Annotated in this window: 12 protein-coding genes; 6 read left to right on the top strand and 6 right to left on the bottom strand. The window is 69.9% G+C overall.

Going from position 1 to position 15,474, the window contains the following annotated elements:
* Window positions 1-380: 380 nt before the first annotated feature.
* From JR064_RS08350 to JR064_RS08340, 3 genes are all read right to left on the bottom strand, one after another.
* Window positions 381-1,121, bottom strand: coding sequence for a phosphoadenylyl-sulfate reductase (locus tag JR064_RS08350; protein ID WP_184414758.1), 741 nt, complete (start codon window positions 1,119-1,121; stop codon window positions 381-383).
* Entirely contained in the window at window positions 1,118-2,842 is a 1,725-nt protein-coding gene (cysI, locus tag JR064_RS08345) for an assimilatory sulfite reductase (NADPH) hemoprotein subunit (RefSeq protein WP_206229415.1), read from the bottom strand. The genes JR064_RS08350 and cysI overlap by 4 nt, the downstream gene beginning before the upstream one ends.
* 129 nt (window positions 2,843-2,971) lie before the next feature.
* Entirely contained in the window at window positions 2,972-4,843 is a 1,872-nt protein-coding gene (locus JR064_RS08340; protein WP_206229414.1) for an assimilatory sulfite reductase (NADPH) flavoprotein subunit, read from the bottom strand.
* Between the two features lie 81 nt (window positions 4,844-4,924).
* Here JR064_RS08340 and cysD point away from each other — a divergent pair, with 81 nt between their 5' ends.
* The 3 genes from cysD to JR064_RS08325 all read left to right on the top strand — a co-directional run bounded on the left by cysD (window position 4,925) and on the right by JR064_RS08325 (window position 8,509).
* Window positions 4,925-5,959, top strand: coding sequence for a sulfate adenylyltransferase subunit CysD (gene cysD, locus JR064_RS08335; RefSeq protein WP_425510280.1), 1,035 nt, complete (start codon window positions 4,925-4,927; stop codon window positions 5,957-5,959).
* On the top strand, window positions 5,959-7,944 hold the full coding sequence (gene cysN / locus JR064_RS08330; RefSeq protein WP_206229413.1) for a sulfate adenylyltransferase subunit CysN: 1,986 nt from the start codon (window positions 5,959-5,961) through the stop codon (window positions 7,942-7,944). Before cysD ends, cysN begins: the two co-directional genes overlap by 1 nt.
* A gap of 139 nt (window positions 7,945-8,083) precedes the next feature.
* A complete protein-coding gene (locus JR064_RS08325; RefSeq protein ID WP_338123878.1) occupies window positions 8,084-8,509 on the top strand; it encodes a hypothetical protein in 426 nt (141 codons plus the stop codon).
* 113 nt (window positions 8,510-8,622) lie between these two features.
* On the opposite strand, the gene JR064_RS08320 is transcribed toward JR064_RS08325, so the two are convergent.
* Both JR064_RS08320 and JR064_RS08315 read right to left on the bottom strand, forming a co-directional pair.
* Window positions 8,623-9,744: a glycosyltransferase family 4 protein gene (locus JR064_RS08320; RefSeq protein ID WP_206229412.1), complete on the bottom strand. Its 1,122-nt coding sequence runs from the start codon at window positions 9,742-9,744 to the stop codon at window positions 8,623-8,625.
* Complete coding sequence (locus tag JR064_RS08315) at window positions 9,741-10,487, bottom strand: polysaccharide deacetylase family protein (protein WP_206229411.1); 747 nt, start codon at window positions 10,485-10,487, stop codon at window positions 9,741-9,743. Before JR064_RS08315 ends, JR064_RS08320 begins: the two co-directional genes overlap by 4 nt.
* 250 nt (window positions 10,488-10,737) lie before the next feature.
* Between JR064_RS08315 and JR064_RS08310 the strand changes: the two genes are divergently transcribed.
* Together JR064_RS08310 and JR064_RS08305 are read left to right on the top strand one after the other, a co-directional pair.
* Window positions 10,738-11,295 carry a GNAT family N-acetyltransferase gene (locus JR064_RS08310; RefSeq protein ID WP_206229410.1) on the top strand — a complete coding sequence of 186 codons (558 nt, stop codon included), beginning with the start codon at window positions 10,738-10,740 and terminating at the stop codon, window positions 11,293-11,295.
* Between the two features lie 87 nt (window positions 11,296-11,382).
* Complete coding sequence (locus JR064_RS08305) at window positions 11,383-12,900, top strand: alanine/glycine:cation symporter family protein (protein ID WP_179566709.1); 1,518 nt, start codon at window positions 11,383-11,385, stop codon at window positions 12,898-12,900.
* 84 nt (window positions 12,901-12,984) lie between these two features.
* Here the strand turns inward: JR064_RS08305 and JR064_RS08300 are convergent, their stop codons facing one another.
* Window positions 12,985-13,968: a hypothetical protein gene (locus JR064_RS08300; RefSeq protein ID WP_425510283.1), complete on the bottom strand. Its 984-nt coding sequence runs from the start codon at window positions 13,966-13,968 to the stop codon at window positions 12,985-12,987.
* Window positions 13,969-14,632: 664 nt separating this feature from the next.
* Here JR064_RS08300 and JR064_RS08295 point away from each other — a divergent pair.
* A complete protein-coding gene (locus JR064_RS08295) occupies window positions 14,633-15,472 on the top strand; it encodes a TrmH family RNA methyltransferase (RefSeq protein WP_241092929.1) in 840 nt (279 codons plus the stop codon).
* The last annotated feature ends 2 nt before the right edge of the window (window positions 15,473-15,474 follow it).

Raw genomic sequence — 15,474 nt, 5'->3', positions numbered from 1 at the left:
GGGGCTACGCGAGGTGTCTGCTGGGTGCACTGTAGGAGGGACTTCAGTCCCGACCGTATCCGAAGCCGGAAGGTTCACGGCTTCGTTTGTCGCGGCTGAAGCCGCTCCTATAGGGACTACGCGAGGTGTCTGCTAGGTGCACTGTGGGAGGGACTTCAGTCCCGGCTGTATCCGAAGCCGGAAGGTTCACCGCTTCGTTTGTCGCGGCTGAAGCCGCTCCTACAGGGGCTGCGCGAGGTGTCTGCTGGGTGCGCTGTAGGAGGGACTTCAGTCCCGACCGTACCCGAAGCCGGAAGGTTCATTGCTGCGTTCGTCGCGACCGAAGTCGCTTCCACAGGAAAAGCTGGCGCGGGCTCGCAGAGGCCTGCGACAAGCTCGCCTCAGATGTCCTCGTGGATGCCGCACTCGCGCTTGAGGCCGAAGAAGCGGGTGTCTTCCTCGCGCATGCCCGGTTCCCAGCGGCGGGTGGTGTGGAAGTCGCCGATCGACACGTAGCCTTCTTCCCACAGCGGATGGTACGGCAGGCCGTGCTGCTGCATGTACTGCCACAGGTCGCGGTCGCTCCAGTCGGCGATCGGGTTGATCTTGTAGCGCTCGCCGCGCTTCTGCACGAACGGGGTCTGCGCGCGGCTGTCGGACTGGCTGCGGCGCAGGCCGGTGAACCAGGTGCCGACCTTCAGTTCGTCCAGCGCGCGGCGCATCGGCTCGACCTTGCGCAGGTTGTTGTACTGCTCGATGCCGACCATGCCCTGTTCCCACAGGCGGCCATGGCGCGCTTCCATCCAGGCGCGACTGACCAGTGGCCGGTACACCTTGAGGTTGAGCTTGAGCTTGTCGGTGAGCGCGTCGGCGAAGCGGTAGGTTTCGGCGAACAGGTAGCCGGTATCGATCAGGATCACCGGGATGTCCGGCAACTGCTGGGTCAGCAGGTGCAGCGTCGCCGCCGACTGCGCGCCGAAGCTCGACGACAGCGCGGCCTCGGCCGGGCCGTGTTCGAGCGCCCAGGCCACGCGCTGCACGGCGGTCATAGGCGCCAGCAACGCATTGACCGCGTCGAGGTCCCATGCCGTGGCCGGCGCGTTGGCGGAATCGTGGTGGGCGGAGGCGGGCAGGGCGCTCATGCGTGCAGTTCCGAAGGAATGAGATGGCGGTGGGTGGGGTAGGCAGGCAGCGCGACCAGGCCGCTGCGGTGCAGGAAATCGCCGAAGCCCTCGTCGGCGTCGCGTTCGTTGGCGTAACGCGCGAACAGCGGATCCAGCGCGTCGAGGATTTCCGGCTCGCCGATGTTTTCGCGGTACAGCGTGTTCAGGCGCTGGCCGCGGTGATCGGCGCCGAGCATCAGGTTGTAGCGGCCGGGGGCCTTGCCGACCAGCGCGATCTCGGCCAGATACGGCCGCGAGCAACCGTTCGGGCAACCGGAGATGCGCAGCAGGATCGGCGCCTCGCGCAGCCCGTGCCGGTCCAGCAACGGCTCCAGCTTGCCGGCGAAGTCGGGCAGGTAGCGCTCGGCCTCGGCCATCGCCAGGCCGCAGGTCGGCAGCGCCACGCAGGCCATCGCCGCGCGCGCCAGCGCGGTGCGTGCCTGGTTGCCGGCGTCCAGCGCGTGCGCGCGCACCAGGGTGTCGATCGCCTCGCGCTGCGCGGCCGGAATGCCGGCGATGACCAGGTTCTGGTTGGAGGTCATGCGGAAATGCGCGCCATCGCCGTCGCGCTGCAGCAGTTCGGCGATCTCGCGCAGGCCGCTGAGATGGCGCGCGCCGCCGTCATGGTCGGCGATGCGCCCGGCCGGCAGCGACAGGGTCAGGTGCGCACGGCCATCCTCGCCTTCGCTCCAGCCGTAGCGGTCGCCGTTGTGCTCGAACGCGAACGCGCGGGTCGGCTGCAGCGCGATGCCGGCGCGGCGCTGGATCTCGGCGACGACCACATCCAGGCCGTGGTCGTCGATGGTGTACTTGAAGCGCGCGCGCTTGCGCACGGTGCGGTTGCCGAGATCGCGCTGGGTGGTGACCACGGCGGTGGCGACATCGAGCAGCTGGTCGCGCGCGATGAAGCCGATCACGTTGGCCACGCGCGGATAGGTCTCGGCGTCGCCATGGGTGGCGCCCATGCCGCCGCCGATGCTGACGTTGTAGCCGGCCAGTTCGCCGTCCGCGCCGAGCACGCCGATGAAGCCCAGGTCGTTGGCGAACACGTCCACGTCGTTGATCGGCGGCAGCGCGAAGCCGATCTTGAACTTGCGCGGCAGGTAGGTGTCGCCGTAGATCGGCTCCTGTTCCTGACCGCTGCCGACGATCTGCTCTTCGTCCAGCCAGATCTCGTAGTAGGCGCGGGTATTGGGCAGCAGGTGTTCGGACACGCGCGCCGCATCGGCGTACAGCGTGGCGTGCGCGCGCGAGGCCAGCGGGTTGGCGGCGACCTGCACGTTGCGGTTGACGTCGCCGCAGGCGGCCAGGGTATCGATCAGTGAGGCGTTGATCGCCTGCATCGTCGCCTTCAGCTCGCGCTTGATCACCCCATGGAACTGGAACGCCTGGCGCGTGGTGATGCGCAGCGAGTGGTTGCCGTAGGTGGTGGCGATGGCGTCGAGCTTGCGCCACTGCTCCGGAGTGATCACCCCGCCCGGCGTGCGCGTGCGGATCATGAACTGGTAGGCCGGTTCGAGCTTCTGCCGGCGCCGCTCGTCGCGCAGGTCGCGATCGTCCTGCTGGTAGCTGCCGTGGTACTTGATCAGCGTCTGATCGTCCTCGCGCAGCGCCCCGGTGACCGGATCGGCCAGGCTCTGCAGCAGCGACCCGCGCAGGCGGCGGCTTTCGGCTTTGATGTCTTCGACGGAGTGGCTCATGGCAGCAGGGATTCGTGATTTGGGATTCGGGATTGGTAAAGCGGACCGACGGGTGAGCACAGCAAAGGATCGCAACACTCCAGAAATGCGCTCTTACGAATCCCCAATCCCGACTCCCCAATCCCAGCCTCAATACACATCGCGCGCATACCGCCCCTCCCGCTGCAGCGCCGTGAGATAGGCTGCTGCATCCTCGGCGCTGCGCGCGCCGTGCTCGATCACGATCTGCTGCAGCGTGGCGTGGACGTCCTTGCCCATGCCGATCGCGCCGCACACGTACAGGTGCGCGCCGTTCTGCAGCCAGTCGTAGACGTCGCGGCCGTGTTCGCGCAGGCGCTGCTGCACGTACACCTTGTCCGGCACGTTGCCGTCGCGCAGCGGCTGCACGTCGCGCGAGAACGCCAGGTCCAGGCGCTGCAGTTCGCCGCTGCGCAGCGCCTGCTGCCACTCGGCCTGGTACAGGAAATCCTGGTTGAAGTGGCGGGCGCCGAAGAACAGCCAGTTGCGGCCGCCGGCGCCGCTCTCGGCGCGTTCCTGCACGAAGCCGCGGAACGGCGCCACGCCGGTGCCGGGACCGATCATCAGGATGTCGCGGCTGGCGTCGGCCGGCACCCGGAAGCGTTCGTTGGGTTCGATGTAGACCGGGGCGCTGTCGCCTTCGGCCAGGGCGGCCAGAAAGCCGCTGGCCGCGCCGCCATGGGCGTGGCCGTGCGCCTGGTAGGCCAGCACGTCGACGGCAAGGTGGACTTCATCGCCGACCCGCTTGCGGCTGGAGGCGATCGAATACAGGCGCGGGGCCAGGGGCCGCAGCGCCTCCAGCAGTGCGCTGTGGTCCCAATCCGCCGGCCAGCGTCGCAGCACGTCGATCACCTGGTGATCGGCCAGCAACGCCGCCAGACCGGCGGTCTGGGTAGGGTCGAGCAACTGCTCCAGCGCCGGGGCGGCTGAGCGGCGGGCGACCGCGGCCAGGAACGGCCGCGAGGCCCGGGTCAGTTCGCGATGCGCGGCGAGCCACTCGTGCAGGGGAAGAGTCTGCGCATCGACGGTGACGTCGGCATGACCGTCGAGTCGCGTCGCCGTCAAAATGGCCTCGACCAGCGCCGGCGGATTGCGGTGGCGGATGCCCAGCGCGTCGCCGGGTTCGTAGTGCAGGCCGCTGCCGGCCAGCGACAGTTCCAGGTGGCGCACGTCCTTGTCGGCCTTGCCATGCGCGGCATAGCGCGGACCCTTGAAATCGCGGCCGCTGATGCGCTGGTTGGCCAGCACCTCGGCGGCGAACGGGCGCTCGTGGTTCCACGCCGCCGCGGCGCTGCTGCGCAGCGGGGTCACCGTCGCCGACGGCGCGGCCGCGCTCTTCAGCAGCTCGCGCGCCTGCGTCAGCGCCTGCGCGCGCCACGGGGTCGCCACGGTGTCGATGTCCAGGTCGGCCTCGCCCAGTGGCAGCAGCCGCTGCGCGCCGAGTTCGGCCAGGCGCGCATCGATGCGCTTGCCGATGCCGCAGAAGTCGGCGTAGCTGGAATCGCCCAGGCCGAGCACCGCGTATTTCAGTTCCGGCAGCTTGGGCGCGCGGCGGCCCTGCAGGAATTCGACCAGGCCGATCGCGTCGTCCGGCGGATCGCCTTCGCCCTGGGTGCTGATGACCACGTACAGCAGGCGCTCGCTGGCCAGTTCGCGGGTCGGGTAGGCGTCGGCGCGCAGCAGGCGGACCGTCAGCCCGGCGGCCTCGGCGTCGGCCGCCAGTTGCTCGGCGGCGCGGCGGGCGTTGCCGGTCTGGCTGCCGTAGACAATGCTCAGCCGCTGCGCGGTCTGGCTGGTCGCGGCGCCGCCCGGCAACACCGCCAGCGAGGGCGGTGCATGGCCCTGGCCCTGGGCCAGGCCGGCGGCATAGCCGGACAGCCACCACAGGCTGGCCGCATCCAGCCCCTCCACCGTCCGCGCCAGCAGCGCCTTGCGCTCGTCGGGCAAGGGGCTGGGCGGCAACGCGGGCGAGGCGGCGGTCATGACCGGTCCGGGTGGGAAGAAGGGATGACCGATGTTAGGGATTCGTTGCGCGGGGCAGAAAGGAGCAGGGGTTATCGGCTTATGCCCCCCGCTTATTTCAGTGCCTGCCAGACCCATCACACACTGCCGGCCCCGGTCGCCCCAGGCGTCGCGGCCGCTGCTACCCTCTGTACGTACCCCTTCCCAACGAGCCTTGCGTTGTCCCCGATGCGTTCTTCCGCCCTGTCCCACCTCGACCGGCTCGAGGCCGAAAGCATCCACATCCTGCGCGAGGTGGCCGCCGAGTTCCGCAATCCGGTGCTGCTGTATTCGGTCGGCAAGGACAGCTCGGTGCTGCTGCACCTGCTGCTGAAGGCGTTCGCGCCGGCGCCTCCGCCGATCCCGTTGCTGCACGTGGACACGCGCTGGAAGTTCCGCGAGATGATCGCGTTCCGCGACCGCCGCGCCGCCGAAACCGGGGTGGACCTGCGCGTGCACATCAATCCCGACGGCATCGCCCAGGACATCGGCCCGTTCACGCACGGCGCGACCGTGCATACCGACGTGATGAAGACCCAGGGCCTGAAGCAGGCGCTGGACCAGGGCCGGTTCGACGCGGCGATCGGCGGCGCGCGCCGCGACGAGGAGAAGGCGCGGGCCAAGGAGCGGGTGTTCTCGTTCCGCAACGACAAGCATCGCTGGGACCCGAAGAACCAGCGCCCCGAGCTGTGGAATCTGTACAACGCCCGGGTCCATGCCGGCGAGAGCGTGCGCGTGTTCCCGCTGTCCAACTGGACCGAGCTGGATATCTGGCTGTACATCTACCGCGAAGCGATTCCGGTGGTGCCGCTGTATTTCGCCGCCGAACGCCCGGTGGTGGAGCGCGACGGCGCGCTGATCCTGGTGGACGACGCGCGGCTGCCGCTGCGCGACGGCGAAGTGCCGCAGCGGCGACAGGTGCGGTTCCGTACCCTGGGCTGCTATCCGCTGACCGGCGCGGTCGAGTCGCAGGCCGACACGCTGGAAAAGATCATCGCCGAGATGCTGCTGACCACCACCTCGGAGCGGCAGGGGCGGGTGATCGATCAGGATCCGGGCGCGTCGATGGAGAAGAAGAAGTTGGAAGGGTATTTCTGATGAGCCGGGATTCGGGATTCGGGATTGGGGATTCGGAAAGGCAGTCTTCCGCCGTGGACGCAGGAAGGGGTGGGGACGCTGTTGCGAATCCCGAATCCCGAATCCCGAATCCCGGCGGCGACGCGGTCGCCGCCTACCTGCAGCAGCACGAACACAAGCCGCTGCTGCGCTTCATCACCTGCGGCAGCGTCGACGACGGCAAGAGCACGCTGATCGGGCGCCTGCTGTACGACAGCAAGCGCCTGTTCGACGACCAGCTCGCCGCGCTCAGCGCCGACAGCAAGCGCCACGGCACCCGCGGCGGCGAGATCGACTACGCGCTGCTGCTCGACGGCCTGGCCGCCGAGCGCGAGCAGGGCATCACCATCGATGTGGCCTACCGCTACTTCGATACCGACAAGCGCAAGTTCATCGTCGCCGATTGCCCCGGCCACGAGCAGTACACCCGCAACATGGCCACCGGCGCTTCCACCGCCGACGTGGCGGTGGTGCTGGTCGATGCGCGCAAGGGCCTGCTGACCCAGACCCGCCGCCACAGCTACATCGTCTCGCTGCTCGGCATCCGCCACGTGGTGCTGGCGGTCAACAAGATGGACCTGGTCGATTTCGACCAGGCCACCTTCGATGCGATCGTCGCCAGTTACCGCGCGCTGGCCGCGCAACTGGGCATCGCGCAGGTGCACTGCATCCCGCTGTCGGCGCTCGACGGCAACAACCTGTCGCAGCGGTCCGCGCGCACGCCCTGGTATGGCGGCCCGGCCTTGCTCGAATACCTGGAAGGTCTGGACCTGGCCGCGCGCGACGCCGACAGCGGCCTGCGCCTGCCGGTGCAATGGGTCAACCGCCCGAACCAGCAGTTCCGCGGTTTCGCCGGTACGCTCGCGGCCGGCCAGGTGCGGCCGGGCGACGCGGTGGTGGTGCTGCCGTCGGCGCGCCGCTCCACCGTCGCACGGGTGCTCGACGGCGCTGGCGACGTGGACCGGGCCGTGGCCGGGCAGGCGGTGACGCTGACCCTGGCCGACGAGATCGACATCAGCCGCGGCGACGTGATCGCCGCCGCCGCCGACCCGCCGGAGGTGGCCGACCAGTTCGCCGCGCACGTGCTGTGGATGGACGATGCCGCACTGCTGCCGGGGCGCCCGTACTGGCTGAAGATCGGCACGCGCACGGTGTCGGCCAGCGTCAGCGAGATCAAGCACCGCATCGACGTGAACACGCAGGAGCGGCTGGCGGCCAAGCGCCTGGAATTGAACGAGGTCGGCTACTGCAACCTGTCGCTGGACGAGTCGATCGTCTTCGAGCCGTACGCGCGCAACCGCGCACTCGGCGGCTTCATCCTGATCGACCGGCAGAGCAACGCCACCGTCGCCGCCGGCACGCTGGATTTCGCGCTGCGCCGCGCCGGCAACGTGCACTGGCAGCACCTGGACGTGGACCGCGCCGCGCGCGCGCGGATCAAGGGCCAGTCGCCGAAGGTGCTGTGGTTCACCGGCCTGTCCGGCGCCGGCAAGTCCACCGTCGCCAATCTGGTCGACAAGCGCCTGCATGCGCTCGGCTATCACACGTTCATCCTCGACGGCGACAACGTGCGGCACGGGCTGAACCGCGACCTGGGCTTCACCGACGAGGACCGGGTGGAGAACATCCGCCGCGTCGCCGAGGTGGCGCGCCTGATGGCCGACGCCGGGCTGATCGTGCTGGTCAGCTTCATCTCGCCGTTCCGTGCCGAGCGGCGCATGGCGCGCGAGCGCTTCGCCGAGGGCGAATTCGTCGAGGTCTTCGTCGACGTGCCGCTGCACGTGGCCGAGGCGCGCGACGTGAAGGGGCTGTACGCCAAGGCCCGCGCCGGGCAGATCCCCAACTTCACCGGCATCGATTCGCCGTACGAGGCGCCGGAGCAGCCGGAGCTGCACCTGCGCGCGGACGGCGACAACGCCGAGGCGCTGGCGGCGCAGGTGCTGGGGTGGCTGGACGCGCACGACTGAGCGCGGACGCCGGCGGCGCGGCGGCGCAGCGGGAGTTGCCGGCCGCCGCGCCGGTGCGCATCCTATGCATGCAGGGAGGCGGTGTGGATCCAGGGACACCCCGGGGCCGGATCCTTGCGGCAACGTTCAGGGGGAACGCGTGGATCCGAAGATGCAGGCCTTGCTGGCCAGGACCAATGTCACCGAGCTGGTCGCGCCGGCGGCGGTGGAACAGGTGACTCACCAGCCGGTGCGGCCCGAGCCGCCGCCAGCGCAGCGGCCCCTGTCTTCCACGGCCGATCCGTTCCAGTACCACCTGGCCACGACCGAAATCGTCGGCAAGCTGCAGGAGCGCACGACCAGGCCGGCAGTGCGGGCGTTCGGCTGGCTGGTGTTCGGGGTGCCGATGGCGCTGTTCGGGCTGATGCTGTTGCAGCTGGTCTGGTACGACGCCGCGCTGCATGCATGGAAGATCCCGCACACCGTCGGCGGCGCGCTGCGCACGCTGTTCGGGACCGCTTCTGCGCTGGCATTCGTCGCGGCGTACCCGTATTTCACCCGCCGCCGCGGTGCCGCCGCCGGCTGAGGCATGCGGCGCGCATGCGCCGGCGCGTCGCGATCGCTGCGGCTAGCAAGGCGGGGTGCGCCGGCTGGCGTGCGGCCCGGTGCGGTGGCGTCGCTGGTCGCCGCCGGCTGGCGTCAGTGCGCGCCGGGTTGCGCCTGGGTCAGCCGCTGCGGCGCGCGGCGCGGCGCTTGCAGCACCTGCACGAACTGCGCGGCGATCACCGCGCCGGCGAAGTGGCGCTGCACGAACTGGCGGCCGGCCTGGCCCATGCGCTGGCGGCGCTGCGCATCGCACATGCGCAGGATCGCGTCGCGCCAGGCGTTCACGTCGCCCGGCGGCAGCAGTTCGCCGCTGACGTCGGCATCCAGCGTCTCGGCCACGCCGCCGACGCGGCTGGCGAGCACCGGCACTTCGCTGGCCTGCGCTTCCACCGAGACCCGGCCGAAGGTTTCCGGCGCCAGCGACGGAAACGCCAGTATCGACATCGCGTTGTAGTAGGGCGTGGCGTCGTTGACCCAGCCGACGAAGCGGTGCCGGGCGGACGTGGCCTGGCCGCCGGCATGCGCGTGCAGGCGCGCCGCATCGGGGCCGTCGCCCAGCCACAGGCAGTGCAGCGCCGGTTCCATCGCCATCGCCGCAGACGCCGCCTCCAGCAGCGGAAAGATGCCCTTGCCGTGCTGCAGGCGGCCGCTGTAGCCGATCACGATCGCGTCCTCGGGCAGCCCGAGCAGGGCGCGCATCTCGCGGCCGCGCCGCGGATCCGGGCGCAGGTTGTCCATGTTCACCGGGTTGTACAGCACCTGCACCAGCGCCTCCGGCACGCCGCGGTCCAGGTAGGCCTGCCGTGCATAGCGCGACACCGCGAAGAAGCGCGAGGCCAGGCGCGGGATCGCGTAGCCGGAGAAGGCGCGCATTGCCGGCGCGCGGTGCCGGAACAGCGCCACGCGGATGCCGAGCGCGCGGCCGACCAGCAGCAACGGCCAGTATTCCTTGCCGAAATTGCCGACGAGCCAGTCCGGTTGCAGGTCCCGCGCCAGGCGCAGCAGCGGCGCGTAGCCGGCCGGATCCAGCGCGTTGCGGAAGTGGCCGAAATGCACGCTCACCCCGCTGCGTTGCAACTCCTCGGCGATCAGTCCGCCCTGGCAGGCGATCACCTCGACGCGATGGCCGGCACCGGCCAGCGCCTGCGCCAGCGCCACGAAGTGCGTGGCCGCGCCGGTGTTCTCGGGATTGGTGCCGACGAACAGGAACTTCATGCGCGCCGATCCTCGTAGCCGGTCAGCGCGCGCAGCGCGAACTGCGGCAGAACGTGATGCCGCGCCACCTGGATGCGCGGATAGCGCCAGGGATCGGACCCGGGCACGGCACGGCCGCGCCGGGTGGTGGTCGCGGCGACATAGCCGGCCTCGCGCACCGTCGCGGCGACGCGCGCGTCCACGTCGCCGTACGGATAGCAGAACTGGGTCACCGGCTCGCCGAGCAGATCCTCCAGCGCGCGCTTGCAGCCGCCGATTTCCTCGCGCAGCTCGGCATCGCTGCACGCGGTCAGATGCGGATGCGAGCGCGTGTGCGCGCCGATCTCCATGCCGCCGGCGCGCCACTGGCGCAGCTCGGCCAGGCTCATCAGCGGCTTTTCGATGCCGAGTTTCTGTGCGTCCCAGGTGTTGTGGCGGCCGATGCTGCCGCTGACCGCGTACACGGTGGCGCTGAAGCCCAGCCGTTGCAGCACTGGCAGCGCCGCATGCAGGTTGTCGAGGTAGCCGTCGTCCAGGGTCACCACCGCGATCCGGCCGTGGCGTTCGCCACGCAGGTAGGGCATGGCGTCGGACATGGACACGCCGCGGTAGCCCAGCCGCTGCAGCAGGCGCATCTGCCGCGCGAAACGCGCCGGCGCGACGTACAGGCTGCGGTACACCTGCAGCTGCCGCGGCGCCTGCGCGATGTTGTGGTACATGAAGATCGGAATACGTGCCGCAGCGGGGGAGGTCGCGGAATGCATCGGGACGGCTCGGTAACGATCGCGGAGGAGGGGGCGCGCTGCATTAGCGCGCGCAAACCTTTCGCCGGCCTGTCGTGCGTGCCGGCACCGCGCCGGCGCGCGGCAAGACGCACCGCGGCGGCACGTCATTGCGCCCGCTTGTCGTTGCGCTGCACTGCGCGGCGCGCGCATGCCGTGCAGCGACCGGCAATGCGGCAACTGCGCGCAATCGCCGGTTATGCTCGGCTGCCGACCTGCAGGAGCGCCGCCGATGCCCGATGACCCCAGCGCCACGGCCTGGCGCGACCTGCGCCTTGGCATCGACGGGATGCAACTGCGCCGTTGGCGCGGCGACGATCTCGACGCGCTGCTGCGCCATGCCGACGATGCGCAGGTGGTGCGCGGCCTCAGCGAGCGTTTTCCGCATCCCTACACCCGTGCCGACGGCGAGGCGTTCCTGAGCGGGCGCGTGGTGGATCTGGCGCACCCGGTGCTGGCGATCGAGATCGACGGCGAGGCCTGCGGCAGCATCGGCTTGCGTCCTGGCCGCGGCGAGCGCGCGCATGTCGCCGAACTGGGCTATTGGCTGGGGCGCCGCTACTGGGGCCAGGGACGGATGACGCGGATCGTCGCCACCTATCTGGACTGGGCGATTCCCGCGCTCGGGCTGCTGCGCATCGAGACCAGCGTGCTGGACAGCAACCCGGCCTCGGCGCGGGTGCTGGAGAAGAACGGCTTCGTCCGCGAAGGCATCCGCCGCGGCGCGCTGCGCAAGCACGGACGCCTGCACGATCTGCACCTGTTCGGGCGCCTGCACGGGCCAGAGTGAGACCTGCGTTTCGCAGTCAGCGCCGATTCATGCACAATCGAGGCAGCCCCGTTCGCGGGGCGTCCTTCTTGCGCTTCGGGGAACTGCGTGGAATCGATCATCACTGCATTGAATGGCTTGATCTGGAGCAAGGCGCTGATCTTCATGTGCCTGGCCGCCGGCCTGTACTTCACCATCCGCACCCGCTTCATGCAGGTGCGCGGCTTCGTCGAGATGCTGCGGTTGACCATCGGCGGGCAGAAATCCGATGCCGGCGTGTCTTCGTTCCAGGCGCTGGCGATGTCGATGGCCGGGCGCATCGGCATCGGCAACATCGCCGGCGTGGCCACCGCCATCGCCTTCGGCGGGCCGGGCGCGATCTTCTGGATGTGGGTGATGGGCTTCTTCGGCGCCTCCACCTCGTACATCGAATCGACCCTGGCGCAGATCTACAAGGTCAAGGACGCCGACGGGCGCTACCGCGGCGGCCCGGCGTACTACATCGAAAAGGCGATGGGGCTGAAGTGGTACGCGCTGCTGTTCGCGTTCGCCACCATCGTCGCCACCGGCTTCCTGATGCCCGGCGTGCAGGCCAATGCGATCGCCGACAGCGTGGTCAACGCCTGCCGCGGCGGCCCGCTGTGCGGTCCGCTCGACGGACTGTGGATGGGGTTGCCGGCGGTGCAGGCGCTGAAGCTGGGGATCGGCGCGACGGTGGCGCTGTTGCTGGCGGTGATCATCTTCGGCGGGGTCAAGCGCATCGCCAACTTCGCCGAGATCGTGGTGCCGTTCATGGCGCTGGGCTACATCCTGATGGCGGTGGTGGTGATGGTGCTCAACGCCGAGCGGGTGCCGGAGATGTTCTCGATCATCTTCCGCAGCGCGTTCGGCGCGCATGCCGCGTTCGGCGCACTGCTGGGCCTGGCGGTGGAGTGGGGGGTCAAGCGCGGCATCTACGCCAACGAGGCCGGGCAGGGCACCGGCCCGCACGCCGCGGCCGCCGCCGAGGTCTCGCATCCGGCCAAGCAGGGCTACGTGCAGGCCTTCGCGATCTATTTCGACACGATGATGGTGTGCACCGCGACCGCGTTCCTGATCCTGGCCACCGGCAAGTACAACGTGTATGCGCCGGACGGCGGCGAGCACCTGTTCGCCGGCCTGCGCGGGGTGCAGGAAGGCCCGGGCTACGCGCAGGCCGCGGTGGACGCGATCCTGCCCGGCTGGGGCGCCGGCTTCGTGGCGCTGGCGCTGTTCTTCTTCGCCTTCACCACGATCATGGCCTATTACTACATGGCCGAGACCAACCTCAGCTACATCAACGGCAACCGCCGCCGTCCGCTCAGCGTGCTGGTGCTGCGGCTGGGCATCCTCGGCATGGTGGTGTTCGGCGCGTTCCACGACGCCAAGCTGGCGTGGTCGCTGGGCGACATCGGCGTGGGCCTGATGGCCTGGCTCAACATCATCGCCATCCTGATCCTGCAGAAGCCGGCGCTGCTGGCGCTGCGCGACTACGAGCGGCAGAAGAAGGCCGGCCTGGACCCGGTGTTCGATCCGCTGCCGCTGGGCATCAAGAATGCCGATCTGTGGCGCGAGCGCCTGTTGCCGCCGGCGCCGCGCGGCGAATGATCGCCGCGTGGCGGTGCGTGCCGCGATGACACGCTGCCGGCCTGTGGCCGGCAGCGGTGTCGTGCCCTTGGGGGCGGGGCACGATCAGTAGGAGATCGTCGCCGAGGTGGAGGTGGTCTGCACATCGTAGTTGCACTGCACGTCCAGGCCGGAGCTGTCGCTGTACGAAACCCATGCCGGCGACTGCACGCGTCCTAGTTTGTAGTCGTATACGCCGATCGCGTTGAAGGTGATGCGGCCGTCGGGCGGATACTGGTCGCAACTGTCCACCGAATACACCTCCAGCGCGCCACCGATCACCAGGTGCGTATTCGAATTGATGTCGTAGGTGGTGCTGAGCCGTACGCTCTCGCCGGTGGTGACGTTGCGTGTATCGACGTTCCAGTTCGCGCAGGGCCTGCCGTTGTTGCAGGTGGCGTAGGTGTCGCCCACGATCTGGTCGCCGGCTTTGGCCGGAATGAAATCGCTGGACCACACCATGCCATCCTGGCAGCAGTTCCAACTGCTCAGATCCCAGGTGTTGCTGTCGCCGCGGTAGCCCAGCACCGGTTGCAGGATCGTCGGATCGTCGCTCTGCATGCCCGGGAAGAAGTACACCGTCTGGTGCGCCACGTTGGTCGGATTCTGCGGCACTTTCCAGCTCGCGACGATGCGGCCCATCTTGGCGCCCGTCACGTCGATGGCCGACTGGACCCAATCGTGCGCAATCGGTGGCGGCACCGCGCTGCGTGCTCTGGACGCTGTCAGCGCGGCGCTGCTGCGGACCTGCCGGCCATCGATGCCGCGACCGTCGGGCCGCACCCGTACGCCGCTGGGAGTGAAGTTGTCCTGGGCACAGGCCTGTGCCTGTTCGCGCACGCCATCGACGTGTTGCAGGCTGCCATCCTCGAGGATGCGCTCGCCGCTGTGGACTTGCCGGACGCACGCCGGCGCGAAATAGCCGAACGGGGTCGCGACGTAGTCGTCCGGAATGCCGGCCGGCTTGTGCGCTGCACTCATGGCGCCGACCCGGGCGAGCCGGGCATCCGGCGCGCCATCCTGGGGCGCCGCCGACGCGGCGCCGGCCATGCCGAGCAGGGAGAGCAGCATCAATGCGGTGCTGGAACAACGACGCAGTGTCGATCGTGCGCTGCGGACAGAGGGTTTCATTGGGGTCGCCTTGTGATGATGAGGCAGGAAGGAGTGCCGTGGGACCTGCTCGGCTCGCTGCCGCATCCGCCGTCGCTGAGCGGTCGGGTCGGTATCGAGGCGATGGTGTCCCGCAATGCGAAGCCGGGTGCCGCGGTCGTGGGTGTGGTCGATAGCGCCGTCCTTTGCCGTGCCGGGTTGCGGCGACGATGTGCCTTGCCGCAGCGGGGCGATTGTGAGAATTCGTCGCCTGGCGCCGCGAATGCGGCATGGTGGCGAGCGACGGCGAACGGCTTCACGGTCGCAATCGGGCCGCTGTTCCTCTTTCTCGGCGCACTGGGTAGACAATCGATGCGCCGTCGCCAGATAGCTCCGCCGTGGAGGGCGGAAATGCCGGCGCAGGACCCCGCCGACCGGGCGCAGGTGCGCAGGCGCCGCCGCGTGAACGACGCCGGCCGCACCTGCGGGCGGGGATGAGCGAAAATCGCCGGGTCGCGCCGGTACGGTGCGTTGCCATTGCGGTCCAGGAGACCTTGCCCATGTGTCATGACCTTTCTTTCCCGCGCGTTGCCGCCGCATGCGCTGCGCTGCCGAGCGTGCGGCGATGAACAATCCCTGGGGCAAGAGCCCGCGCGGCCCGCGTCCGCCGGCGCCGCCCGAACGCGCCGCGCCCGCGCCGCGCGCGGCCGACGCCAACCGCGGCGAGCTGCGCCTGTACGGACTCAACGCGGTGCGCGCGGTGTACGCGCGCCGGCCCGAGGCGATCCGCAAGCTGTATCTGGCCGAGGCGCGGATTCCGGCGCTGCAGCCGCTGCTCAAGTGGTGTGCGGCCAACCGCGTCGGCTACCGGGTGGTGGACGAGGCCGATCTGAACAAGCTCGCGGCCAGCGCGCACCACGAGGGCGTGGTCGCCGACGTGCTGCGCGCCGAACCGCTGCCGCTGGCGGCGTGGCTGCAGGGACTGGCGCCGGGCCCGGCGCTGGCGTTGTGGCTGGACGGCGTCGGCAACCCGCACAACTTCGGCGCGATCCTGCGCTCGGCCGCGCATTTCGGCGCCGCCGCGATCCTGTTGCCGGATACCACGACGCTGGCCCTGTCCGGCGCCGCCGCGCGCGTGGCCGAAGGCGGCGCCGAGGCGCTGCCGCTGGTGCGGCTGCCGCCGACGGAACAGGCGCTGGCGCAATTGCGTGCGGCCGGCTTCGCGCTGGCGGCGACGCTGGTGGACGGCGGCGACGACGTGTTCGCCGCCGCGTTGCCGCCGCGCCTGGTCTACGTGATGGGGGCCGAGAGCGAGGGCATGGACCGCGACTTCGCGCAGGCCTGCGAACTGCGCCTGTCGATCCCCGGCAGCGGCGCGGTGGAAAGCCTCAACGTCGCCGCGGCCACCGCGGTGCTGCTCGGCGCCTGGCGCAGTCGCGTCGCGGCGTCGGGAGCGGCGCGGTGAAG

Origin of the sequence: Xanthomonas bonasiae (assembly GCF_017163705.1) — a bacterium.
GTDB lineage: Bacteria > Pseudomonadota > Gammaproteobacteria > Xanthomonadales > Xanthomonadaceae > Xanthomonas_A > Xanthomonas_A bonasiae.
This window is presented reverse-complemented; position numbering and strand designations above follow the sequence as displayed.